The following is a 23,736-nucleotide window of genomic DNA, read 5'->3' as shown; positions in this document are numbered from 1 at the left end:
CCTCCCCACCCATCGCAGGCTCAGGTCGGGACCCGGGACGGGGCCACGCCGGGACCCTGCAGGGGGGTCGGACCGGGGTGGCCCTCGTCGGGTCGGGGCGGATGGGCGCCTTCCACGCCGAGACACTTGCCCGGCGCCTGCCGTCCGCGCGGCTGGCCGCGGTCGTCGACCCCGCGCCGGGTGCCGCCGAGCGGCTGGCCGGGGCGCTCGGCGCGGACCGCTCCTGCACCGACGTGGCGCAGCTCTGGGACGACCCGGCCGTCGAGGCCGTCGTCATCGCGGCGCCGGCTCGCACCCACGCCGACCTGGTCGTGGCCGCCGCGGCGGCGGGCCGGCACGTCTTCTGCGAGAAGCCGATGGCGGTCACCCTCCCGGACGCCGCCCGCGCCATCGACGCGGCGCGCGCCGCGGGCGTCGTCCTGCAGGTGGGCTTCAACCGCCGGTTCGCCGCCGACTGGCGGGCCGCCCGGGTGCTGCTCGACGCCGGCACCCTGGGGACCCCCCGGCTGCTGCGCTCGTTGACCCGCGACCCCGGCGGCTTCGACCCGTCCCGTGTCCTGCCCGACACGATCTTCCTCGAGACGCTCATCCACGACTTCGACACGCTGCGGTTCCTCAACCCCGGTGGCGAGGCCGTGGAGGTCTTCGCGACCGGGGACGCGCTCGTGGAGCCGGCGTGGCGGGACCGCGGGTTGCTCGACACAGCGGTGGTCACGGTGCGGTTCGACAACGGGGCCATGGCAGTGGCCGAGGCCTGCTTCGAGGCCGCCTACGGCTACGACGTCCGCGGTGAGGTGCTCGGCTCCGGCGGGATGGCGACGATGGGCGACGGCCGGCGCAGCGGGATGGCCTTCTCCGGGCCGGCCGGGCGGCTGGTCGAGACCGTCCGCGGCGACCAGGAACTCTTCCCGGACGCCTACACCGCCGAGCTGGCCGCCTTCGTCGACGCCGTCCGCACCGGGACCCCGGCCCGGGCGACCGGCGAGGACGCCCGCGCCGCCCTGGCGATCGCGCTGGCAGCGGCCGAGTCCGTGCGCTCGGGCCACCCGGTGCGGATCGACGAGGTGGAGAAGTGAGCCGGCCCCGTCCAGGGCACCGCCCCGAGCTCGCGCGGGGTGGGGGGGACGGGGTCCTTCGTCTGGCGGCCTCGGCCGAGATGCTCTTCCTCGACCTGCCGTTCGCCGAGCGGGTGCGGCGCATCGCCGACGCCGGCTTCGAGGTGGAGATCTGGGACTGGACGGCGAAGGACGTCGACGAGCTCACGAGGACCGGCGCGACCTTCTCCTCCATGACCGGGTACGTCAGCGGCACCCTGGCCGACCCGGACGGCGCCGCGGAGCTGCTGCGCACCGCCGCGCAGTCCCTCACCGTCGCCGAGCGGCTGGACTGTCCGCGGCTCAACGTGCACGGGACCGGGCTGGACGGCCGGGGGCTGCCGGTCGTCCCCGCCGAGGTGGTGACCCCGGCGATGTGGCTGACCGCCGCGCGGACGCTGGAGCAGCTGGCCAGGCTGGGGGAGCGGGCCGGGCGGGTCTTCACGCTGGAGAACCTCAACACCGCCGTCGACCACCCGGGCACGCCGTTCGCCCGCGCCGCCGACACGATCGCCCTGGTGGAGGCGGTGGGCAGCCCGCACCTGCGGCTCAACCTCGACCTGTACCACGCGCAGATCGGCGAGGGGAACCTCGTGGCGCTCGTGGAACGGGCCCTGCCGCTGATCGGCGAGATCCAGGTCGCCGACGTCCCCGGCCGCTGCGAGCCGGGCACGGGGGAGATCCACCACCCGGCGGTGGCGGCCGCCCTCGGCCGGCTCGGCTATACCGGCGTCGTGGCTCTGGAGGGCTGGGCCTCCGGCGATCCGGCGCGGGCCCTCGACCGCTTCCGCACCGCCTTCACCCTCTGATCGCCGGGAGGGGCCGGAGCCGGCGGAGACTCGTCTCGCCGGCTCCGGCCGGTCCTCTCTCAGGCGTTCTGCGGGAAGCCGAGGTTCAGGCCACCGTGGCTGGGGTCCAGCCAGCGGCTGGTGATGACCTTGCCGCGGGTGAAGAAGTGCACGCCCTCGGCACCGTGCGCGTGGGAGTCGCCGAAGAGGCTGTTCTTCCACCCGCCGAAGGAGTAGTAGGCCATCGGCACCGGGATCGGGACGTTGATGCCGATCATCCCGACCTCCACCTCGTGCTGGAAGCGCCGGGCGGCGCCGCCGTCGTTGGTGAAGATCGCGGTGCCGTTGCCGTACTCGTTGCTGTTCACCAGCTCCAGTGCATGCTCGTAGGTGTCCACTCGCAGCACCGAGAGCACCGGGCCGAAGATCTCGTCGGTGTACACGCTCATCTGCGGCTGCACGTGGTCGAGCAGCGTCGGGCCGAGCCAGTACCCGTTCTCCCCGCCGTCGGGCTGCACCTCACGGCCGTCGACCACCAGCTTGGCGCCCTCGTCCTCGCCGGCGTCGACGTAGGAGGCGACCCGGTCCCGGTGCCGCCGGCTGATCAGCGGGCCCATGTCGCTGCCCTTCCGGCCGTCGCCGGTGCGCAGCGTGGCGGTGCGCTCGGCGATGCGGGCGACCAGGTCGTCACCCACGCCGCCGACGGCGACGATCGCGCTGATCGCCATGCAGCGCTCGCCGGCCGAGCCGAACCCAGAGTTGACCGCGGCGTCGGCCGCCAGGTCCAGGTCCGCGTCGGGGAGCACGATCATGTGGTTCTTCGCGCCACCGAGGGCCTGCACCCGCTTGCCGTTGCGGGTGCCGGTCTCGTAGACGTAGCGGGCGATCGCGGTGGAGCCGACGAAGGACACCGACCGGATGTCGGGGTGCTCCAGCAGCCGGTCGACGGCGACCTTGTCGCCCTGGACGACGTTGAACACGCCGTCGGGCAGCCCGGCCTCCTTCCACAGCTCGGCGATCCAGAGCGCCGCCGAGGGGTCCTGCTCGCTGGGCTTGAGGACGACGGTGTTGCCCGTGGCGATCGCGATGGGGAAGAACCACATCGGGACCATCGCCGGGAAGTTGAACGGGCTGATGATCGCCACCGGGCCGAGCGGCTGGCGGACCGAGTGCACGTCGACGTTGGTCGAGGCGTTCTCGGTGAACCCGCCGCGGACCAGCGAGGGGACGCCGCAGGCGTACTCCACGACCTCCTGGCCGCGGGAGACCTCGCCCAGGGCGTCGTCGAGGACCTTGCCGTGCTCGGCGGTGATGATCGCGGCCAGCTCGGGCTTGCGGGCGTTGAGCAGCTCCCGGAAGCGGAACAGCACCGCCGTGCGCCTGGCCAGCGACGTGTCGCGCCAGCCCGGGAAGGCGGCCGAGGCGGCGGCGACCGCGGCGTCGACCTCCTCGGGCGAGGCGAGCGCGACCTGGCCGGTGACCTCACCGGTCGCCGAGTCGGTCACCTCTCCGGTGCGACCACTGGCACCCTCGCGGCGGGCGCCGTCGATCCAGTGCGGGATGTGGGTGGGCATGGCTACCTCTCAAGGAGCGGTGTCGTCGGGGAGCGGTGTCTGGGGGAAGTTCGGCCGTCCGGGAGCGGAGGCACCGGCGAGCGCGTCACCGGGGAAGTGCTTGGAGACCAGCTCGCGGATGGCGGCGAGCATCCGCGTGCCGGACTCGCGGGCCTGGTCGTCCCACCCGAAGACGCAGGTGGTGAGGACGCCGTCGAAGCCGATCCCCGCCAGGGCGGCGAAGGCCTCGTCGGCGTCCACGTCGCCGCGCCCGAGCTCCATGTGCTGGTGGACGCGGACGGGGTTGCCCGGCGGGTTGGTGATGTAGCGCAGCCCGTCGGAGGCGGTGTGGTCCATCGAGTCGGCGACGTGCACGTGGGTGAGCAGGTCGCCGGCGTGGGCGATGATCCCGGCCGCGTCGTCGCCCTGGTGGAACGTGTGCGGCATGCAGTACAGGAAGCTGACGCACGGCGAGTCGATGCCGCGGACCATGTCGACCGCCGGGTGGCCGAGCTCGATGAAGTCGTCCGGGTGCGGCTCGAGCACGAGCTTGACGCCCTCCCGCTCGAAGATCGGCAGCAGCTCCTCCATCGACCGCCAGAACATCGCCTCGGCGAGCTCCGGGGCCTCCGGCCGGCCGCTGAACTCGGAGTTCATCGTGTCCGCGCCGAGCTCGACGCAGATCTCGATGGCCCGCTTCCAGTAGCGGACGGCGGCCTGCCGCTCCACCTCGCCCGGGCCCGACCAGCGCATGACCGGCAGCAGCGAGGTGACGCCGACGCCTGCGTCGGACAGCTTCGACCGCAAGGCCCGCACCGTGGCGGTGTCCACCCGCGGGTGCTTGAAGAACGGGATGAAGTCCTCGCGGGGGGAGAGCTCGATCCACTCGTAGCCCATGCCGGCCACCACGTCGGGCAGCTCGAGCAGCGGGACGTTGCGCAGCATCTGCGGGTCCAGGGCGATCCTCATCGCGACTCCATCCGGACCTCGGTCCGCCGTCCGCTGTGCAGCGCCTCGACCCCGGCGGCGCAGACCGCCTGCGCGGCGTAGCCGTCCCACGCCCCCGGGCCGTCGACCTCGCCGCGGCGGGCGGCGTCCACCCAGCGCTGCAGCTCGATGTCGTAGGCGCGGCCGAAGCGCTGCCGGAAGTCCGGCGCGATGCCGGTCGACCGGGTCGCGCCCGGGGTCCCGCCGGCCAGGCGGACGAGGCCCAGGTCGAGGCCGATCATGGCACTGCCGTCCTCGCCGACCACCTCCGTGCGCACCTCGTAGCCCACGCCGGTGCTGACGAAGCACTCGACGTCGACCATCCGGCCACCGGTGGTCTCGAACAGCACCAGCAGCGGGTCGGACTGGCCGGCCACCGCGTGCCGGGTCGCCCTCGGCCGCAGCACGGTCACCGCGGCGATCTCCTCGTCCAGCAGGAACCGGGCGACGTCGACCTCGTGCACCACCGAGTCGTTGACCATCATCTCGCTGGTGAAGTGCGGCGGGACGGCGGCGTTGCGGTGCGCGCAGTGCACGAGCAGCGGCTCACCGAGCCCGCCGCCGGCGATCAGTGCCTTGAGCTCGGCGTACTCGGGGTCGAAGCGGCGCATGAAGCCGACCTGGACCAGCCGCCGGCCGGTGCGCGCGGTGTACTCGTCCTCGGCCCGGACCACGGCCAGGGCGCTGTCGGCGTCCATCGTCAGCGGCTTCTCGCACAGCACCGGCTTGCCCCGCCCGATGCAGGCGAGCACCTGCTCCTCGTGGAACTGGCCGGGGGTGGCGATCAGGACGGCGTCGACGTCGTCGTCGGCGATCGCGGCCAGCGGGTCGCCCATCACCCGGCAGCCGGGCACGGCGGCGGCCACCTGCTCGGCCTTCTCGGCGAACGCGTCGCTGACCGCGACGACCTGGGCTCCGGAGATGCGGCTGTAGAGGCGGGCGACGTGGTCGGCGCCCATCATCCCGACGCCCAGCACGGCCACGCGCAGGTCGCGCGCCGGGACGTCGGCGAGGTCGGGGAGCACCCCGGCGCGGGTCTCGGCGGTGGTCACGCCTGGGCCTCCGATCCGGTGGCGGGGGTCTTCGGGGCGCCGATCTCCAGCGCCGGCAGCCGGCAGCCGGCGATGTGCCGGTGGGTGCGCCGGGCGATCGGGAACGGCTGGTCCGGCGGGCAGGGGTACATGTCCTGCTCGACGATCGCGAACACGTCCAGCCCGTGCTCCTCGATCGCCTCGAACAGCGGCGGGTAGGCGGGCACCCCGTTGGGCGGTTCCACGAACGCGTTCATCCTGACCGCCTCCGGCCAGGTGATGTCCTTCTCGAGCACCTCGTCGACGACCGTCGGGTCGACCTGCTTGAGGTGCAGGTAACCGATGCGCTCCGGGTAGCGGCGGATCAGGTCCAGGTTGTCGCCTCGGTAGTAGCTGACGTGCCCGGTGTCCAGGCAGAGCGGCACGAGCTGCGGGTCGGTGTCGGCGAGGAACCGCTCGATGTCGTGCTGCCAGCCCACGTGGCTCTCCGCGTGCGGGTGGTAGGCGATGGAGAGCCCGTACTCCTCCCGGATCGCGTGGGCCAGCCGGTCCACACCGCTGGTCTTCGCGCGCCACGCCTCGGGGGTGAGCTCCCGTGGCTCGACGTCCGCGCCGGTCTTCTGGTCACGGAAGGTGTCCGGGATGACGACGACGTGTGTCCCGCCCACGGCCTCGGTCAGCGCGGCCACGTCCTTGACCTGGCTCCACACGGCGTCCCAGGACTCGGGCCGGTGCAGGTGCTCGAACACGGTGCCGGCCGACACCCGTAGGTCCCGCGCGCCGAGCTCGTCGGACAGCTGCGCGGGGTCGGTGGGCAGATAGCCGTAGGGGCCCAGCTCGATCCACTCGTACCCGCAGGCGCTGACCTCGTCGAGGAAGCGCTGCCACGGCACCTGGTGCGGGTCGTCGGGGAACCACACGCCCCACGAGTCGGGCGCCGACCCCACCCTGATGCGGCTGCGACCCGGGGTGTGGCCGGTGTCCTGCTGCGGTGCGGTCGCCGCCTGGCTGTCCGCGCTCATACGGTCCTCCTCCGGGAACGGTGGGTCAGGGCTCGGTGGGGTTCAGGTACGGACGCTGGACGGCCTTCCAGCGGTCGTAGACCGCGCGGGCGTCCTGGGTGCTCTGCAGGGTGGACACCTCGCTGACCGGGACGTCCCACCACGACTCGCTCGACGGCGCGTCCATGAGCGGGTCCGTCTCGACGTGCACGACCGTCGTCCGGTCGCCGGCCTTGGCCTTGCGCAGCGCCGCCTCGAAGCTCGGCCCGTCCTGCGCGACCAGGACGTCGACGCCGAGGCTGGCGGCGTTGGCGGCGAGGTCGACCGGCAGCACGTCGCCGTCGAGCCGGCCGGACTCGGAGCGGTAGCGGTAGCGGGTGCCGAACCGCTGTGAGCCGAGGGACTCCGACAGGGCCCCGATCGAGGCGAAGCCGTGGTTCTGCACCAGGACGACGACGATCTTGACGCCTTCCTGGACGGCGGTGACCAGCTCGGTCGGCATCATCAGGTAGGAGCCGTCGCCGACCATGACGAAGACGTCGCGGTCGGGGCTGGCCATCCGGATGCCGATGCCCCCCGGGATCTCGTATCCCATGGTCGAGTAGCCGTACTCGACGTGATAGCCCTTGCGGTCGCGGACCCGCCACATCTTGTGCAGGTCGCCGGGCATGGAGCCGGCGGCGCAGACGACGACGTCCCGCGGCGCGGAGACCTCGTTGACGATCCCGATGACCTCGTTCTGCGTCAGCCGGCCGCCCTCGCCGGCGCTCGGGGTCTCGGGGTGGTAGGCGGCCTCGACGGTGGCCTCCCACCGCGCGGCGAGCTCCGCGGTGCGGGCCCGGTACCCGTCGTCGACCGACCAGCCGGTCAGCGCCTCGGTGAGCGCGGTCAGCGTTTCGCGGGCATCGGCCTGCACGGCGACACCGGCGTGCTTGACGGCGTCCGACGAGCCGATGTTGACGTTGACGAACCGCACGCCGGGGTCGTTGAACGCGGTGTGCGAGGCGGTGGTGAAGTCCTGGTACCGGGTGCCGATCCCGATGACGACGTCGGCCTCGCGGGCCAGCGCGTTGGCCGCCGTGGTCCCGGTGGAGCCGATCGCGCCGACCGACTGCGGGTGGTCGTAGGGCAGCGCGCCCTTGCCGGCCTGGGTCTGGCCGACCGGGATGCCGGTGGCCAAGACGAAGGCGTCCAACGCGTCGGTCGCCTGCGAGTAGATGACCCCGCCGCCGGCCACGATCAGCGGGCGCCGGGCCGAGCGGATCACCTCGACGGCGCGCTGCAGGGCAGCCGGCTCCGGCAACGGCCGGCCCACGTGCCAGGTCCGCTCGGCGAACAGCTCGACCGGCCAGTCGAACGCCTCGGCCTGCACGTCCTGCGGGAAGCAGAGGGTGACCGCGCCGGTCTCGGCCGGGTCGGTGAGCACCCGCATCGCGCCGAGCAGGGCGCCGGGCAGCTGCTCGGGTCGCCAGATGCGGTCGAAGTAGCGCGAGACCGGCCGGAAGGCGTCGTTGACGGTCACGTCCCCGGTGTCGGGCCGCTCGAGCTCCTGCAGCAGCGGGCCGGCCGAGCGGGTGGCGAAGGTGTCCGCCGGCAGCAGCAGCACCGGCAGCCGGTTGATGGTGGCCAGCGCCGCACCGGTGAGCGTGTTCGTGGAGCCGGGGCCGACGCTGGTGGAGATCGCCCAGGTCTGCAGCCGGTCCTTGGCCCGGGCGTAGGCCACGGCGGTGTGCACGACGGCCTGCTCGTTGCGGCCCAGCACGTACCTCAGGGACGGCTCGGCGGCGTCGTCCTCGAGCTCGGCCTGCAGCAGTGCCTGGCCCAGGCCGGCGACGTTGCCGTGCCCGAAGATGCCGAAGCAGCCGGCGAACAGCCGCTGTCGCTGCCCGTCGCGCTCGGTGTACTGCTGGGCCAGGAACCGGACCACGGCCTGGGCAACGGTGAGCCGCACCGTCTCGAGGGCAGCCGGCGCAGGGTAGGACTCGCTCACGGTCGGGGGGCTCCGTTCTGGTTGGTGCCGGCAGGGGAGCGCAGCGGGAGCCGCGGGTCGACGTCCTCGGCCGCCCACGTGTCCCGCAGCCACGCGTGCGCCGGGTCGTCGACGATCCGCCAGGCCCGGTCCGGGCCGGGGCCGGCCATGACGTTGAGGTAGTAGAGGTCGTGTCCGGGCGCGGCGACGGAAGGGCCGTGCCAGCCGTGGGGCACCAGGACGACGTCGCGGTCGCGTACCTCGGCGAGCACGTCGATCGGGCGCTCCGGCGTGCCGTACACCCGGTGGTAGGCCAGGCCCGGCTGCCCCTGCGGACCGGGGGCGACCTCGAAGTAGTAGATCTCCTCGAGTTCGGTCTCCACGGCGGAGGTCTCGTCGTGCTTGTGCGGCGGGTACGACGACCAGTTGCCCCCCGGCGTGATCACCTCGCACGCGATGAGCGAGTCCGCCTCGAAGACGTCCGCGGTGGCGAAGTTGTTCACCTGCCGGCTGCACCGGCCGGCGCCGCGCAGTTCGACCGGGACGTCCGCGGCCGGGCCGTAGCGGACCGGCAGTCGGCGTCGGGCGCGGGCGGAACAGAGGGCGAAGCGGCCGCCGTCGCGGCTGTGCAGTTCGGCGGTGGCGTCCATGGGCAGGTAGGCGAAGTCGGTCGGGCCGGCGAGGACGCCGCTGCGCCCGGTGAGCGTGAGGACCTCGCCCTCGCACTCGACGGTCAGGCCGCCCGCCAACGGAACGACGACGACCTCGTCCGGGCCCGTGTCGACCGGATGCCCGCCGCCGGCCGGAAGTTCGAGCACGCGCAGGCCGGTGTGTCCCCAGCCGGCGGACTCGGGGGTCACCTCGAGGACGTAGGGGCCGCCGGCGGCGGTGCCGGCAGGCAGGTGCAGGGAACGGGTGACCGTACTCATGGCGACTCCTCGACGGGGGCAGGAGGGTCCTTCTCAGTGGACGAGAGCGACCGCGGTGTCCACCGCCCCTCCGACGTCGTCGTCGGGTGGGTAGAGCAGGGTGCGGCCGATCACCAGGCCGCGTACCGACGGGAGCGACAGCGCGTCGCGCCAGCCGGCGTAGGTCTCCTCGGGGCGACCGGACGGGTCGCCGCCGAGAAGCAGCGTCGGCAGCGTCGTGGCGTCCATGACGCGTCGCATCTCCGGCACGACGGGGAGCTTGAGCCAGGTGTAGGCGGAGGTGGAGCCCAGACCCTGGGCGATGTGGACCGACCGGATCACCGCATCGGGACTCAGGTCGTTGGCCACCCTCCCGTCGACCCGACGGGACATGAACGGCTCGAGCATCGCCGGCACGCCGGCCCGAGCCAGTTCGCTGATCGTCCGACCGGTGGTCTCCAGCATGGCCACCGTGCCCGGGTCGTCGAGGTCGATGCGGTTGAGCATCTTGGCGGCGTCGAACCGGGCCTCGACCACGCCGGCTACGTCGTAGCCGGTCATGCGGTCGTCGAGCTCGAAGGAGGCCCCGGCGAGGCCCCCGCGGTTCATGGAGGCGACGACGACCTTGTCCTCCAGCGCGCCGAGCAGGACGAGGTCCTCCGCGATGTCCGCCGTGGCGAGCAGGCCGTCGACGCCCGGCCGGGCGAGCGCCTCGCGGAGCCGGTCGAGCATGTCGGTGCGGCTGCTCATCGCCGAGGGTCGGCCCTGCGCGGCCAGGGCTCCGCGGGCCGGGTGGTCGGCCGCGAGCAGCATGAGCCGGCCGTCGGGGGGCAGGAAGGCGCGCCGGCGACGGCGCTCCCGCAGCGCCCGGCCGATGGCTCCGGGGTCACGGGAGCGCAGTTCGGTGATGTCCTCGTAGCTACGGCAGCGCGGAGCAGCGGTGTCGAGGACGTCGGACACCGACGTGGTCAGATCAGGCACGGGTCTCCTCCAGCATCGGGCGCGGGCCAGTCACGGCCGACCGGTCGACCACGGCGGCGATCTCCGCCCCGGTGGGCATCGCGGTCGAGCACTCCAGACGTGAGGCGACGATCGCGCCGGCGGCGTTCGCGTTGCGCAGCGTCTGCTCCAGGGACAGGCCGGCCAGCAGGCCGTGGCAGAGGGAGCCCCCGAACGCGTCCCCGGCACCCAGGCCGTTGACCACCTCCACCGGCGTGGGCGGGACGACCACGCGCTCCTCCGCGGTCCTGCCGAGGACCCCCTTCGGCCCCTGCTTCACCACGGCCAGTTCGACGCCGGCGGCCAGCAGCGCCTCCGCCGCACGATCGGGATCGGTCTCGCCGGTGGCGACCGCGCACTCCTCCCGGTTCCCCACGGCGACGGTCACGTGCGACAGCGCCGCCCGTACCTGGGCCGCGGCTTCCTCCCGGGAGGACCAGAACATCGGCCGGTAGTCCAGGTCGAGGACCGTGTGCCGGCGTCGTCCGCGGGCCTCCCAGGCGGCGACGTGGGCCGACCGGCTCGGCTCCTCCGACAGGCCCGTCACGGTCGCCCAGAGCACGTGGGCGCCCCGGACGGCGTCGAGGTGGAGGTCCTGGGGGCGGATCTGCAGGTCCGGCGCGGTCGGCCGGCGGTAGAAGTACAGCGGGAAGTCGTCCGGCGGGAAGATCTCGCAGAAGGTGACCGGGGTCGGATGCGCCGGGTCGACGACGACGAGCCGGTCGTCCACCCCGAGATCGCGCAGCGCCCGCCGGACGAACCGGCCGAACGGGTCGTCACCCACGCCGGTGACGAGAGCCACCGAGTGGCCCAGGCGCGCGGCGGCCACCGCCACGTTCGCCGCGCTGCCGCCGAGGTACTTGCCGAACGTCTCGACGTCCTCGAGCCCGACGCCGACCTGGAGCGGGTAGACGTCCACCCCGCTGCGACCGATCGCCAGCACGTCCAAGGGCTCAGTCACGGTGGGCACCGTCCGTTCGGGGGCGATCGCAGGCAGGCCGTGGTGTGCGCTTCCGACTGTGCTCGGGACCACATCCCTGTGTCAATACTTTGTTCTGACATAAGGTCATCACTTCAAAGGAGGGAGGGGTGCTCCGGCGGGGACAAGGGCCCCGCGAGGGTCTGCGATCATCGGGCCGTCGCCCGGCCGCAGCCCGGCAGTGACGAGCCGCTCCAGGAGGCGTTCCGTGGCACCCGCGCTCATGTTCGACATCGACCGCTCCAGCCCGACCCCGCTGTACTTCCAGCTCGCACGGGCCATCGAGGGGGCCATCACGGGCGGGGCACTGCCTGCCGGTTCGCGCCTGGACAACGAGCTCCTGCTGGCCCAGCGGTACGGACTGTCCCGCCCCACCGTCCGCCGTGCGGTCCAGGAACTGGTCGACAAGGGGCTCCTGGTGCGCAAGCGGGGCGTCGGCACCCAGGTCATCCAGCCGCACGTGAGCCGCTCCGTGGAGCTCACCAGCCTCTATGAGGACCTGGCGCGGTCGGGGGCGTCGCCGACGACCGCCGTCCTCTCGCTCGAGCGGGTGCCGGCACCTGTCGACGTCGCGGGTGAGCTCGACCTTCCCGAGGGAGAGGAGCTCGTCGTCGTACGCCGGCTGCGGAGCTCGGGCGGCGAACCGCTGGCCCTGATGACGAACTACCTGCCCGGTCGCTTCATGCCCACGGTCGAGGACCTCACCGAGCGCGGGCTCTACCAGTACCTCCGGGCGGCGGGCGTCCACCTGCGGGTGGCCCACCAGCGGATCGGCGCCCGGATGGCGCGCGCGGAGGAGGCGCGCCTGCTGGGCGAACCGCCCCGCTCGGCTGTGCTCACGATGCAACGGACCGCCTTCGACGACGTGGGGCAGCCCGTCGAGTTCGGCCGGCACATCTACCGTGCGTCGCGGTACGACTTCGAGACGACGCTGGTCGGCCGCTGATCGGCGGCACGTCCCACGGGGGTCCGCGGGCGCCCCGGGGCGTCGGTGGCCACCGCACCCTTCCGTTGCCCTGTGACCTGCCGCCGGTGGGTCCGGGCGGGCTCCTCGACGGCAGGAAGGCATGATCTCTCCGGACATCCGGCGGGGACGGCGTTGCCCCGCGACGCCTGGAGGACATGCACGATGGCTCGACCCTCGCGCCTGGCGGCGCTCGCCCTGGCCGCACCGTTGGTCCTGGCGGCCTGCACGATCGACGGAGGGGGCTCCGGCGGGAAGGGCTCCGGCGGGGGTGGGGCGGCCGAGGGTGGCGACCTGACGTTCTCGGTGATCACCCACGGCTCGGCCGGCGACGCCTTCTGGGACGTCGTGCAGAACGGTGCCGAGGCGGCCGGCGAGGACCTCGGCATCTCGGTGGACTACCAGAGCGACGGCGACCCGCAGCGGCAGGCGCAGCTCATCGACGCGGCCGTCAACCAGGACGTGGACGGCATCGTGGTCTCGATGGCCAACCCCGACGCCCTGCAGGACTCGGTGGAGGCGGCCGTGGAAGCGGGCATCCCCGTCGTGACGATCAACTCCGGCGGGCAGCGTTCCGCGGAGTTCGGTGCGATCGGCCACGTCGGTCAGGACGAGGCCATCGCCGGACAGGGCGCCGGGCGGCAGTTCGCGGACGCCGGCGCGGCGAAGGTGCTCTGCGTCCTCCACGAGGCCGGCAACATCGGGCTGGAGCAGCGCTGCTCGGGCGCGTCGCAGGGTCTGGGCAGCGCGGTGACCCCCTTGCAGGTCGACATCAACGACCTGCAGGGCGCCCAGTCGACGATCACCTCGCAGCTGCAGAGCGATCCGGACATCGACGCGGTCCTGACCCTCAACTCCGCCGTCGCCACCCTCGCCGTGGCGGCCACCGAGGACGCCGGCTCCGAGGCCCAGGTCGCCACGTTCGACCTCGACCAGGACGTCATCCGCGGCATCCAGGACGGCGACATCGCCTTCGCCGTGGACCAGCAGCAGTACGAGCAGGGCTATCTGCCGATCGTGATGCTCCAGCTGTACGCGGAGAACCTCAACACCGTCGGCGGGGGTCAGCCGGTGCTGACCGGGCCGGGGATCGTCGACGCGAGCAACGTCGACGAAATCGCCGACCTGGCTTCGGCCGGTACGCGCTGAGCACCCAAGAGGCCGCGGCGCCGGCCGGCCGGCGCGCCGACGAGCGGCTGACCGCGACCGGACCGCTGCGGCGGCTGCTGGTCACGCCGGAGCTCGGGGCGCTGATCGGGGCGGTCGTCGTCTTCGCGTTCTTCGCCGTCCAGTCGCCCGTCTTCCGCTCGGCACGCGGGGTCGCCAACTGGCTGGACCCCGCCTCGACCCTGGGGATCATGGCGGTCGCCGTCGCGCTGCTGATGATCGGCGGGCACTTCGATCTCTCGGCCGGCGTCATGACGGGGACGACGGCGCTGACCGTGGGCGTCGTCGCCGTCGAGTTCCGGCAGAACATCTGGACCGCGATGGGTGTGGCGCTGGTCCTCGCGCTGGCGATCGGGTTCCTCAACGGCTGGCTGGTCACCCGGACCGGCCTGCCCAGCTTCATCATCACGCTGGGCACGTTCCTGATGCTCCAGGGCCTCAACCTGGGCCTGACCAAGTTCTTCACCGGGACCGTCACCGCCGGCGGTATCGCCGGCGTGCCCGGCTACGCGGCGGCCGAGTGGGTGTTCGCCTCCCGGCTGAGCATCGCCGGCACCGAGTTCCGGGTGGCCATCCTGTGGTGGGTGCTCTTCACGGCGCTGGCCACCTGGGTCCTGCTGCGCACCCGCTTCGGCAACTGGGTCTTCGCCACCGGCGGGGACGACGTCGCGGCGCGGAACGTGGGCGTTCCCGCGCGCCGGACGACGATCGCCCTGTTCATGACCACCGCGGCGGCCGCCTGGTTCGTGGGGACCACGCTCGCGGTCCGGCTGACCTCCGTGCAGGCCAACACCGGCATCGGACAGGAGCTCATCTACATCGTCGCCGCGGTGATCGGCGGCTGCCTCCTCACCGGCGGCTTCGGTTCGGCGATCGGCGCCTCGCTCGGCGCGCTGATCTTCGGCATGACGCAGCTCGGCATCCCCTACCTGCGCTGGGACGCCGACTGGTTCTACTTCTTCCTCGGCGCGATGCTGCTGCTCGCCGTGCTGGCCAACCGGCTGGTCCGCCGCTACGCCGAGGCGGCGCGGCGATGAGCGGTCCGCAGTCCCCGCCCCTGCTGGAGCTGCGGGACGTCGGCAAGGACTACGGGTCGGTGATCGCGCTGGACGGCGTCACGACCACGGTGCGGGCCGGCGAGGTCACCTGCGTCCTCGGCGACAACGGCGCGGGCAAGTCGACGTTGATCAAGATCCTCTCCGGCGTCCACCGGGCCGACCGGGGGCAGGTGCTGCTCGACGGGCAGCCGGTGGCCTTCGGAGCGCCCCGGGAGGCGCTCGACGCAGGCATCGCCACGGTCTACCAGGACCTGGCGATGATCCCCCTGATGGCGATCTGGCGGAACTTCTTCCTCGGTGCCGAGCCCACCCGCGGGTGGGGGCCGTTCCGGCGCTTCGACGCCGCCCGGGCGCGGGAGACCACCCGGCGGGAGCTGGCCGCCATGGGCATCGACCTCCGGGACGCCGACCAGCCGGTCGGCACGCTCTCCGGCGGGGAGCGCCAGTCGGTGGCCATCGCCCGCGCCGTGCACTTCGGGGCGCGGGTGCTGATCCTGGACGAGCCGACCTCGGCGCTCGGGGTCAAGCAGGCCGGCGTCGTGCTGCGGTACGTCGCGCAGGCGCGCGATCGTGGAGTGGGCGTCGTCCTCATCACGCACAACCCGCACCACGCCTATCCGGTCGGCGACCGTTTCCTGGTGCTGAACCGGGGCCGGAGCGTCGGCAGCCTCGCCAAGGGCGAGGTCACCCGCGAGGAACTCACCGGCCTGATGGCCGGAGGCGCGGAGCTGGATCAGCTGGCGCACGAGCTGGAGCGGCCGGCCGGCTTGACCTGAATGTCGACATACCGATTGTGATGAGACGGTGACCGACCGTTCTTACCGCGGTACGTCGAATGTTCCGCGTGTTGCCTTTGTGACTCATGGTGACGCTGCGACTCTCCCTGGGCACCAACGCCCACCCTCTTCCCCAGGGAGCGAGTCATGTTCCAGCGTCGTCCGTCCGGACCGACGACTCCGACGGTCCCCGGACGCCCGGCCTCCCGCCGGCCGGTCGCGGGCCGCAGGGCTCGCCCCGTACGAGCCGTCCTCGTCGCCGCCGTCACCGGCGCGACGCTGCTCGGTTCCGCGGCGCCCGCCGCCGCCGTCCCGCCACCGCCGCCCAACCCGAGCGACAGTCAGCTCGGTGCCGCGCGGGCCGAGCAGGACGCCGCCGCCGCCGAGGTGGGCCGCATCGCCGGTCTCGTCGCCGGCGCCGAGGCCGAACTGGAGCGCGTGGGAGTCCTGGCGGAGGCCGCCGGCACGGCCTACATGCTGGCCGAGGAGGCTCTGGTGGAGGCGCAGGAGGCCGCCGACCGGACCGCCGCCCAGCTGGCGGAAGCCGCCGCAGCCGTCGCCGCGGCGGAGGCCCGGATCGCCCTCTTCTCGCGCGACAGCTACATGCAGAGCTCGGCCCTGAGCACGACCGCCGCCCTGCTCGACTCCGCCGGGCCGGGCGAGCTCGTCCAGCGGGCCGCGCTGCTGGACTACGTCGCCGACAACCAGCTCGACGCTCTCGGCGAGCTCGAGATCGCCAAGGTGGCGCAGGCCAACGCCGACTCCTCCGCCCGCGCCGCCCGCGACGAGATGGCCGCAGCCGAGGCGGTCGCCGAGGGCGCTAAGCGGGAGGCCGACGCCCAGCTGGCCGCCCAGCAGCGGACCTACGAGGCGGTCGCCGCGCAGAAGGCCGACTACGAGACCCAGTTGCAGGCGGCGCAGATCCAGCTGCTCGAGCTCCAGGGCGCACGTGACGCCTACCAGCAGTGGGTGGCCCAGCGGGAGGCCGAGGAGGCCGCGGCGCGGGCGGCCGCGGAGAAGGCGGCGCGGGAGGCGGCGGCAGCAGCGGCGGCGGCAGCGGCCGCGGCCCGGGGCGGCTCGGGCTCGTCCTCCGACGGCGGCGGCGCCTCCGGCGGCGGCGGCGGTGGTGGTGGCGGCGCGGTCAGCGGTGGCTCGGGCGACTATGCCGCACCCACCTACGGTCGGGTCTCCAGCTGCTACGGCGCGCGCTGGGGCGTCACCCACTACGGCGTCGACATCGCCGCCTCCATCGGCACCCCGGTCTACGCGGTGACCTCGGGCGTGGTCCGGCGGGCGGGACCGGCGACGGGTTTCGGCCAGGCCGTCTACATCGAAGGCGACGACGGCTACGTCACCGTCTACGGCCACGTGCACCGGTACTTCGTCTCCGTCGGCGAGCGCGTGTCGGCGGGCGAGGAGATCGCTGAGGTCGGCAACCGCGGCCAGTCCACGGGGCCGCACCTGCACTTCGAGGTGCACCGCAACGGCAGGCTCTACAGCGACCAGATCAACCCGGTGCCCTGGCTCAATGCCCGCGGTGTCTACATCGGGGGCTGTGGGGGCTGAGGAAGGACCCCCCTGCCCCCCGGCAGGGAGGCCTGACTGCGGCCCGCCACCTCGGGGATGAGTGGCGGGCCGCAGTCGTGCTCGGGATCGATCAGCTGGACGGCGCAGCCGGGTCGGTCGGGGTCGGGTCGATGCCGCACTCCTCGGTCAGGTACGATTGCACGTTCGTGGCCGAGGAGGTCAGCGAGCCCACGATCTCGGTGGTGCGCTGCTGGAACGCCGACGCCGACGCCGGGTCGTTGACGTCGACCGCCGCGAACGCCTGCGCGAACTGCTCGATCCCGTCGCCGAGAGCGGTCCAGTCGGAGGAGATCTCCGCCGGCGCCTCGATCGCGCGGACGTCGTCGGCCGCCTGCTGCAGCGCCGGGGCGAGCGCGGTGGGGTCACCCGAGCCGCTGAAGGCGGGCTCGATCTGCTCGAGTGCTTCGCGCGCCTGGGTGCAGAACTCGGAGCCGGACTCGCCGGCGGTGGTCTGGGCCGCGCTCGAGCTGCTCGCACTCGACTCCGACGACGCGGATTCCTCTCCGTCCGACCCTCCGCAGGCCGTGAGCAGGACGACGGCGGCGGCCGCGGACAGCCCGCTACGGCAGGCGGTGAGGGTTTGGCGCATGGGCGCGAGGCTAGCCGCCGGATGCGCGACCGCCCACCCGTCCGGCTAGCGTGCCGGACGTGGATGCCCCGGCCGACCCGCGTGCCACCTGGGGGCTGCCCGCCGCCGGCGAGCTGCCACGGAGGGCGGACCTCGAGCCACTGGTCACCCGTGTTCTCGCGCCCAATCCGTCGGGGATGACGCTGGACGGCACGAACACCTACGTCGTCGGGGCGCCGGGTGCCGGACAGGCGGTGCTGGTGGACCCGGGGCCCGACGACACCGCCCACCTCGCGGCGGTCGAGGCCGCCCTCGCCGACCGGGACGCCCGCTGTGTCGCCGTCCTGGTCACCCACCACCACGGCGACCACGCCGAGGCGGCGCTGCCCTGGGGAGCGCACTTCGGTGCCCCCGTCGCCGCGGCCGGCGCCGCGGTGGCCGGACCGGGCGGCCGGCTCCTGGACCACGGCGAACGGCTCTCGCTGGCGGGCACCACGATCGGCGTCGTGGCCACCCCGGGGCACACCGGCGACCACCTCGCCTTCCGGCTGGAGTCCGGCGCCGTCCTCGTCGGCGACCACGTCCTGGGGCGGGGCACGTCGGTGGTCACGCACCCCGAGGGCGATGTCGTCGCCTACCTGGAGTCCCTCCGGCGGGTGCACGACCTCGGCCCCAGTGCGCTGTACTGCGGGCACGGACCGGAGCTCACCGAGGACCCGGGTGCCGTCCTCGACTACTACCTGGCCCACCGCGCCTACCGGGAGCACCAGCTGCTGACGGCGCTGGCCGCGGGCGCCGCCTCGGTGGAGGACGTGGTGGCCACCGTCTACGCCGAGGTGCCGCGGTCCCTCTGGCCGGCCGCGACGCAGTCCACGCGCGCCACCCTGGCCAAGCTGCGCGCCGAGGGCCGCGTCGAGTTCGGCCCCGGGGAAGCGGTGCGCCTGGCATGACCGGAGTGGGAGGTCGGGGCGGGTGATCGTCACTGCGGCGGAGAGCGTCCGGGACCAGCGCCGTGCTGCTGCGGCCCTGGCCGACGCGGGGTTGCGTGCCGGTGACCGGCTGCTGGTCTCCGCGGCGGCCTCCCCCGCACTGCTGGCCGTGGTGCTCGGCGCCCTGCGCACCGGCATCGTCCCCGTGGTCCTGGACCCCGGCCTGCCCCCGGCCGAGCGGGCGGCACTGGCGGCGGACGCCGACCCCGCACTCGACGTCGCCGGCGATCCCGTCCGGCTGCTGACCGGCACCGAGGAGGCCGAACTCGCCGACGTCCCGTTGGCCCGGCCCATGCACTACACGTCCGGGACGACGGGACGGCGCAAGGGTGTCTGGTCCGGCGTGCTGGCGGAGGAGGACGCCCGGGCCCTGGCGGCCGAGGAGATCGAGCTGTGGGGCTTCGGGCCCGGCGACCGGCACCTGGTGCTCTCACCCCTGCACCACAGTGCCCCCCTGCGCTTCGCCGTGCACACGCTGCTCGCCGGCGGTGACGTGCTGCTGCCCGGACCCTTCGACGTCGCCCGCGCGGCCGCGGCGATCTCCACGCTGCACCCGACCACGACCTTCTGCGTCCCCACCCACCTGCAGCGGCTGGTCGCGCACGGGGGCGTGGACTGGGCTTCCTTCCGCCGCTTCGTGCACGCCGGGGCGCCGTGCCCCGCGCCGCTGAAGCGAGCGGTGCTCGACGCGCTGCCCGAGGGCAGTGTCTGGGAGTTCTACGGCTCCACCGAGGCCCAGTTCACCGTCTGCTCGCCGGAGGACTGGCTGGCCCACCCCGGCAGCGTGGGTTGCGCCCGGCCCGGCCGCCGGCTGGAGACCGACGACCGGGGGCAGCTGTGGTGCGCGGTGCCGCCGTGGGCGCGGTTCGAGTACTGGCGGGCGCCGGAGAAGACCGCGACGGCCTGGCGCGGGGACCTGGTCACCGTCGGCGATCTCGGTCGGGTGGACGACGACGGCGTCGTGTGGCTCGACGGCCGCCGCGAGGACCTGGTCATCTCCGGGGGCGTGAACGTCTACCCGGCCGAGGTCGAGGCTGTCCTGGACGCGCATCCGGGCGTCGTGGAGAGCGCCGTGTTCGGCGTGCCCGACGAGGAGTGGGGGCAACGGGTGGTCGCGGCCTACGTGGGCCCGGCCGACCCCGCTGAGCTCCGGGTCTGGGCGCGGGACCGGCTGGGCGCCGCGAAGCGGCCCAAGACGGTGCACCGGCTCGACGACCTCCCGCGCACCTCCACCGGCAAGGTGCGCCGGCTCGATCTCCCCGAGGTTCTCGGCCTGACCGGTGGGTGAGGCGTGGGACGTCGTCGTGGTCGGGGCGGGGACCTCGGGCTGCGTGGTGACGGCCCGGCTGGCCGACGCGGGGCGGCGGGTGCTGCTCCTGGAGGCCGGGGCCGACCACCCGCAGCCGGGGGACTTCCCGCCGGAGCTGCGCGACCCGACGACGATGCGGGCGGCCGCTCCCGGGCATCCGGCGAACTGGGACCTGTCGGCCGAGCTGACCGACGACCGGACGGTGCCCGTGCCCCGGGGGCGCGTGGTCGGCGGTTCCAGCGCCCTCAACGCCGGCTCGTTCATCCGCGGCACCCGCGCGGACTTCGACGGCTGGGCCGCCGCGGGCAACGACCTGTGGTCCTACGACGCCGTCCTCCCGGCCTTCCGGCGGCTGGAGGCCGACGCCGATCTCGGCGCCCGGCCGGGCCACGGGACGGAGGGGCCCATGCCGGTCGAGCGTCCCCGCAGCGGCCATCCACTGGCCGACGGGTTCGCTGCCGCGGCCGACGAGCTGGGCTTCCCGGCCGAACCGGACAAGAACGCCGACGGCCCCCCGGGGTACGGGCCGGTGCCGTTCAACGTGTCCGGAGGCCTGCGCGTCAACACCGCCATGGCCTACCTCTCGCCCCGTCGCGGTCTGGCCGGCCTGACCGTGCGCGGCGGGGTGACCGTGCGCCGCGTCGTCGTGGAGAACGGACGCGCGGTGGGGGTGGAGACGGCGGACGACGTCGTCCGGGCTGCCGAGGTGGTGCTCAGTGCAGGTGCGGTGGGCTCACCGCACCTGCTGCTGCTCTCCGGGGTCGGGCCGGCCGAGGATCTGCGGTCGGCGGGCATCCCGGTCGTCGCGGACGTGCCCGGGGTGGGGGCGGAGTTCACCGACCATCCGATCGTCCACGTCGGCTACCGGCCGGCGCGCCCGCTGACCCCGCCGCCCGGTCGCCTGCCCCTGCACGGCGTCCTGCACGCGACGTCGGAGGGGTCGCGGGTCCCCGGTGACCTGGAGATCCTTCCCTGGCTCGCTCCGTTCAGCCGGATCACCGGCGTACCGCGCGGCGACGACCCGATGGTGGCGGTGGGGCTGCAGCGCGAGGACAGCCGCGGCCGGCTGTCACTGGTCGCCGCCGACCCGTCGGGGCAGCCCCGCCTGGACTACCGCTACCTCGCCGAGGAGTCCGATCGCCGGCGGCTGCGTGGCGGCGTCCGGCTGGCCGTGGACCTGCTGCGCACCCACGCGTTGACCCCGCTGCTCGCCGGCCGGACCGGTCCACCGGACGACGTCCTTGCCCAGGACCCGGCCCTGGACGGGTGGATCCGGACGCACCTGACCACGGCGATCCACCTGGCCGGCACCGCACGGATGGGCCCGGAGACCGACCCCGGCGCGGTCGTGGATCAGCACCTCCGGGTCCGGGGCGTGGTGGGGCTCCGGGTCGTCGACACCTCGGTGATGCCGCAGGTGACCTCACGGGGCCCCGCCGCGACCGCGGTGATGCTGGGTGAACGGGCGGCCGAGCTGATGACAGCGGGGGTTTGACGCCCCTCGATCCGCGTCGTGTCGCTCCCCAGGGGGCGGGGAGCCTGCTCAGCCCGGCACCTGCTCAGCCCGGCACCTGGACCGGGGGCACCGCGGCCGCCGGCGCCTCGACCGGGGGCGCCTCGACCGGGGGCGCCTCGACCGGGGGCGCCTCGACGGGCGGGGGCGGGGGCGCGGGTGCGGGTGCGGGTGCCGGCGCGGGCCGGGGCCGAGGGGGCGGGGGCGGCGTCGGATCCGTCAGCCGAATGCCCGGCGGCGGGAAGGGAACCGGCGGCTGAGCCGAGAGGATCGGCTCCATGGCCGCCCGCCAGATGGGTGCCGCGAGCCGGCCGCCGTAGCCGCCGATGTCCTGGTTCTGCTTGGGGTTGAGGATCATGACGCTCGCGGTGTACTGCGGGGTGTAGCCGACGAAGGCCACCGAGAAGCGATCCTGGCTCGTGCCGGTCTTCCCGGCGATCTGGTGGCCGGGGATCGCGGCGCGGGTGCCGGTGCCGATGGGCAGGGCGGTGTCGCCGACCAGGATCTGGTTCAGCGTCGTCGCGACCTCCGGCCGCACCGCACCGGGCGTGCAGGTGCCGGCCAGGGGGAGTGGTGCGCCGTCCGGCCCGGTCAGCGGCGCTCCGTTGCGGTCGAGGATCTCGGTCACCGGCGTGGGGTCGCACTGGGTGCCCGATGCCGCGAGGGTGGAGTAGGCGCTGGCCAGCGCCAGCGGGCTGGTCGCCTCGGCGCCGAGGGTGAACGAGCCGCGGTTCTCAGCGATCAGCTGATCGGCGACGGGGTCCAGGGAGAACAGACCCATCCGCTGGGCCGTCCGGACCGGGCCCTCGACGCTGCCGAGCTGGTCGGACAGGGCGACGAAGTAGGTGTTGGAGGAGCGGATCAGAGCCTCGGTCATGGTCAGCGTCGATGGGTAGTTGTCACCGACGTTCTCCACGGCGTAGGGGGCGAGGCCGTTCTTGTAGACCCGCGACACGTACGGGTCGCTGGTGGTGATGGTGTGCCACGGCGGGATCCCACGCTCCAGTGCGGCGGCGGCGACGAACACCTTGTACGTCGACCCCGCGCCCTGGCTGGCCACCACGTTGAGGTTGACCGACTCCTGCGCGGGGTCAGCCCCGTCGTAGCCGAAGCGTCGGTTGACGCTCATCGCCAGGACCTTCCCCGTGCCCGGCTCCACCGCGGTGAACATGCCGGCCAGCGGATCGCCCAGGGGCAGGTTGGCCACCACCGCCTGGTCACCGGCCACCTGGAGGTCCGGGCGCAGGGTGGTCCGGATGGTCAGCCCGCCGGTCTCCAGCTGCTCCTGGGTGAGGCCCAGCCCTTCCGTCAGGTGGCGCTGCAGGTAGTCGCAGAAGAACCCGCCGACCACGGCGTCCACGCACCCGTTGGGTGGCGGTTCGGTCGGGTTGACCTCCACCGGCTGCCCTGCGAACTCGGCCAGCTCCTGATCGGTGATGTGTCCGAGTGAGTGCATGCGCTGCAGCACCTGGTCGCGTCGGTCCCGGGCGCGGTCGGGATTGGTGATCGGGTCGTCGTTGGTCGGCGTCTGCACCAACCCGGCCAGCATCGCCGCCTGCGGCAGAGTGAGACCGGCGGCGTCCACACCGAAATAGCGCTGGGCCGCGGCCTGGACCCCGTAGGCGCCCTGGCCGAAGTAGACGATGTTGAGGTAGCGGGTGAGGATCTCCGCCTTCGAGTACTGCCTCTCCAGCGTGAGGGCGAGGCGCGCCTCCCGGAGCTTGCGCCCGAGGCTCTCCTCGGTGGCGGCCAGCCGCTCCTCGGCGGTCGTGGCGGACTGCAGGCGGGTCTGCTTGACCAGCTGCTGGGTGATGGTGGAGCCGCCCTCGCGCACGTCCCCGGCGAGGAGGTTCTTCACCAGGGCGCGCGCGGTGCCCTCCACGTCGAGCCCCCGGTGCTCGTAGAAGCGGGAGTCCTCGATGTCGACCAGGGCCTGCTTCATCACCTCGGCGATCGCCTCGCCGTCCACCGGCGTCCGGTTGTTCCGGTAGAAGTGTGTGATCAGTGCGCCGTCGGAGGCCAGGACGACGGTGTTGCCGGCCGGGGGGGCGCCCAGCTCGACCGGCAGGGGGGCGAGCAGGTCGGCGTGGGAGCGGACGACCAGGCCGGGTCCGAGGAACCAGGGGAGCAGCAGAGCCGCCAGGAGCGCGCCCGCGAGGGGGACGGCCACGAGCAGCAACTGGGCCGCGTGCCGCCGGGGACGATGCCGCCCGGTCATGGACCACCTCGCCTGCGCCCGGGCCGGAGCCCGGCAATCGACACTGCTCCTGCCGGAATGGTCGCGCGCCGAACCGTTCCTGCGCACCGGTTCCTGCGCGGGCCGCTCTGCGGACGGCGTGTTGCCGATCCACTCGTCGCCCTCTGTCGTCGCGAGACCGGAACGAGGTGACTCGGGCCGGGGCGAGCGGGGTCACCGCGCCGACGACGACGCCGGCCAGGAGGAACAGCGCCGCAGGTCCCCTCGAACAGGGCCCGTCGACACGGCCGAGCGCGGCA

At 73.7% G+C, this 23,736-nt stretch carries 20 protein-coding genes; 10 read left to right on the top strand and 10 right to left on the bottom strand.

The window, feature by feature from the left end; genetic code table 11:
• Positions 1 to 77: 77 nt before the first annotated feature.
• Entirely contained in the window at positions 78 to 1,076 is a 999-nt protein-coding gene (locus CHB94_RS04950; protein WP_254920406.1) for a Gfo/Idh/MocA family oxidoreductase, read from the top strand.
• Positions 1,073 to 1,903: a TIM barrel protein gene (locus CHB94_RS04945; protein WP_254920405.1), complete on the top strand. Its 831-nt coding sequence runs from the start codon at positions 1,073 to 1,075 to the stop codon at positions 1,901 to 1,903. Before CHB94_RS04950 ends, CHB94_RS04945 begins: the two co-directional genes overlap by 4 nt.
• A gap of 59 nt (positions 1,904 to 1,962) precedes the next feature.
• Here CHB94_RS04945 and CHB94_RS04940 read toward each other — a convergent pair whose 3' ends face one another.
• From CHB94_RS04940 to iolC, 8 genes are read right to left on the bottom strand one after another with little or no spacing between them, the layout of a single operon-like run.
• Entirely contained in the window at positions 1,963 to 3,456 is a 1,494-nt protein-coding gene (locus CHB94_RS04940) for a CoA-acylating methylmalonate-semialdehyde dehydrogenase (protein ID WP_089335477.1), read from the bottom strand.
• A gap of 9 nt (positions 3,457 to 3,465) precedes the next feature.
• Positions 3,466 to 4,404 carry a sugar phosphate isomerase/epimerase family protein gene (locus tag CHB94_RS04935; protein WP_089335476.1) on the bottom strand — a complete coding sequence of 313 codons (939 nt, stop codon included), beginning with the start codon at positions 4,402 to 4,404 and terminating at the stop codon, positions 3,466 to 3,468.
• On the bottom strand, positions 4,401 to 5,474 hold the full coding sequence (locus CHB94_RS04930; protein ID WP_089335475.1) for a Gfo/Idh/MocA family protein: 1,074 nt from the start codon (positions 5,472 to 5,474) through the stop codon (positions 4,401 to 4,403). The genes CHB94_RS04935 and CHB94_RS04930 overlap by 4 nt, the downstream gene beginning before the upstream one ends.
• Positions 5,471 to 6,475, bottom strand: a complete 1,005-nt coding sequence (locus tag CHB94_RS04925; protein WP_089335474.1) for a TIM barrel protein — start codon at positions 6,473 to 6,475, stop codon at positions 5,471 to 5,473. The genes CHB94_RS04930 and CHB94_RS04925 overlap by 4 nt, the downstream gene beginning before the upstream one ends.
• Positions 6,476 to 6,500: 25 nt before the next feature.
• Positions 6,501 to 8,444, bottom strand: coding sequence for a 3D-(3,5/4)-trihydroxycyclohexane-1,2-dione acylhydrolase (decyclizing) (iolD, locus tag CHB94_RS04920; RefSeq protein WP_089335473.1), 1,944 nt, complete (start codon positions 8,442 to 8,444; stop codon positions 6,501 to 6,503).
• Positions 8,441 to 9,352: a 5-deoxy-glucuronate isomerase gene (iolB, locus tag CHB94_RS04915; RefSeq protein WP_089335472.1), complete on the bottom strand. Its 912-nt coding sequence runs from the start codon at positions 9,350 to 9,352 to the stop codon at positions 8,441 to 8,443. Before iolB ends, iolD begins: the two co-directional genes overlap by 4 nt.
• A 33-nt stretch (positions 9,353 to 9,385) precedes the next feature.
• The gene (locus CHB94_RS04910; protein WP_217899171.1) at positions 9,386 to 10,312 is read right to left on the bottom strand and encodes a class I fructose-bisphosphate aldolase; all 927 of its coding nucleotides are present in this window, start codon (positions 10,310 to 10,312) and stop codon (positions 9,386 to 9,388) included.
• The gene (gene iolC / locus CHB94_RS04905) at positions 10,305 to 11,291 is read right to left on the bottom strand and encodes a 5-dehydro-2-deoxygluconokinase (protein WP_089335471.1); all 987 of its coding nucleotides are present in this window, start codon (positions 11,289 to 11,291) and stop codon (positions 10,305 to 10,307) included. The genes CHB94_RS04910 and iolC overlap by 8 nt, the downstream gene beginning before the upstream one ends.
• A gap of 226 nt (positions 11,292 to 11,517) precedes the next feature.
• Here iolC and CHB94_RS04900 point away from each other — a divergent pair, with 226 nt between their 5' ends.
• The 5 genes from CHB94_RS04900 (at position 11,518) to CHB94_RS04880 (ending at position 16,840) form a co-directional block, all read left to right on the top strand.
• Positions 11,518 to 12,255 carry a GntR family transcriptional regulator gene (locus tag CHB94_RS04900; RefSeq protein ID WP_254920404.1) on the top strand — a complete coding sequence of 246 codons (738 nt, stop codon included), beginning with the start codon at positions 11,518 to 11,520 and terminating at the stop codon, positions 12,253 to 12,255.
• Positions 12,256 to 12,438: 183 nt separating this feature from the next.
• Positions 12,439 to 13,422 carry a sugar ABC transporter substrate-binding protein gene (locus CHB94_RS04895; RefSeq protein ID WP_089335470.1) on the top strand — a complete coding sequence of 328 codons (984 nt, stop codon included), beginning with the start codon at positions 12,439 to 12,441 and terminating at the stop codon, positions 13,420 to 13,422.
• Entirely contained in the window at positions 13,419 to 14,477 is a 1,059-nt protein-coding gene (locus CHB94_RS04890) for an ABC transporter permease (RefSeq protein WP_217899185.1), read from the top strand. The genes CHB94_RS04895 and CHB94_RS04890 overlap by 4 nt, the downstream gene beginning before the upstream one ends.
• Positions 14,474 to 15,274, top strand: coding sequence for an ATP-binding cassette domain-containing protein (locus CHB94_RS04885; protein ID WP_089335469.1), 801 nt, complete (start codon positions 14,474 to 14,476; stop codon positions 15,272 to 15,274). The genes CHB94_RS04890 and CHB94_RS04885 overlap by 4 nt, the downstream gene beginning before the upstream one ends.
• A gap of 147 nt (positions 15,275 to 15,421) precedes the next feature.
• Positions 15,422 to 16,840 (top strand): peptidoglycan DD-metalloendopeptidase family protein, encoded by a 1,419-nt coding sequence (locus CHB94_RS04880; RefSeq protein ID WP_089335468.1) that lies wholly within the window; start codon positions 15,422 to 15,424, stop codon positions 16,838 to 16,840.
• Between the two features lie 91 nt (positions 16,841 to 16,931).
• Here CHB94_RS04880 and CHB94_RS04875 read toward each other — a convergent pair whose 3' ends face one another.
• Positions 16,932 to 17,450 carry a hypothetical protein gene (locus CHB94_RS04875; RefSeq protein ID WP_089335467.1) on the bottom strand — a complete coding sequence of 173 codons (519 nt, stop codon included), beginning with the start codon at positions 17,448 to 17,450 and terminating at the stop codon, positions 16,932 to 16,934.
• A gap of 59 nt (positions 17,451 to 17,509) precedes the next feature.
• On the opposite strand from CHB94_RS04875, the gene CHB94_RS04870 reads away from it, so the two are divergent.
• The 3 genes from CHB94_RS04870 to mftG are packed head-to-tail and all read left to right on the top strand — an operon-like array spanning position 17,510 to position 21,222.
• Positions 17,510 to 18,379, top strand: coding sequence for an MBL fold metallo-hydrolase (locus CHB94_RS04870; protein ID WP_089335590.1), 870 nt, complete (start codon positions 17,510 to 17,512; stop codon positions 18,377 to 18,379).
• Between the two features lie 22 nt (positions 18,380 to 18,401).
• Positions 18,402 to 19,706, top strand: a complete 1,305-nt coding sequence (locus CHB94_RS04865) for a class I adenylate-forming enzyme family protein (protein WP_089335466.1) — start codon at positions 18,402 to 18,404, stop codon at positions 19,704 to 19,706.
• A complete protein-coding gene (gene mftG, locus CHB94_RS04860) occupies positions 19,699 to 21,222 on the top strand; it encodes a mycofactocin dehydrogenase MftG (protein WP_089335465.1) in 1,524 nt (507 codons plus the stop codon). The genes CHB94_RS04865 and mftG overlap by 8 nt, the downstream gene beginning before the upstream one ends.
• A 64-nt stretch (positions 21,223 to 21,286) precedes the next feature.
• Here mftG and CHB94_RS04855 read toward each other — a convergent pair whose 3' ends face one another.
• On the bottom strand, positions 21,287 to 23,458 hold the full coding sequence (locus tag CHB94_RS04855; protein ID WP_089335464.1) for a transglycosylase domain-containing protein: 2,172 nt from the start codon (positions 23,456 to 23,458) through the stop codon (positions 21,287 to 21,289).
• Between the last annotated feature and the right edge of the window lie 278 nt (positions 23,459 to 23,736).

It is taken from the genome of Blastococcus mobilis (assembly GCF_900188025.1).
Taxonomy (GTDB): domain Bacteria; phylum Actinomycetota; class Actinomycetes; order Mycobacteriales; family Geodermatophilaceae; genus Blastococcus_B; species Blastococcus_B mobilis.
This window is presented reverse-complemented; position numbering and strand designations above follow the sequence as displayed.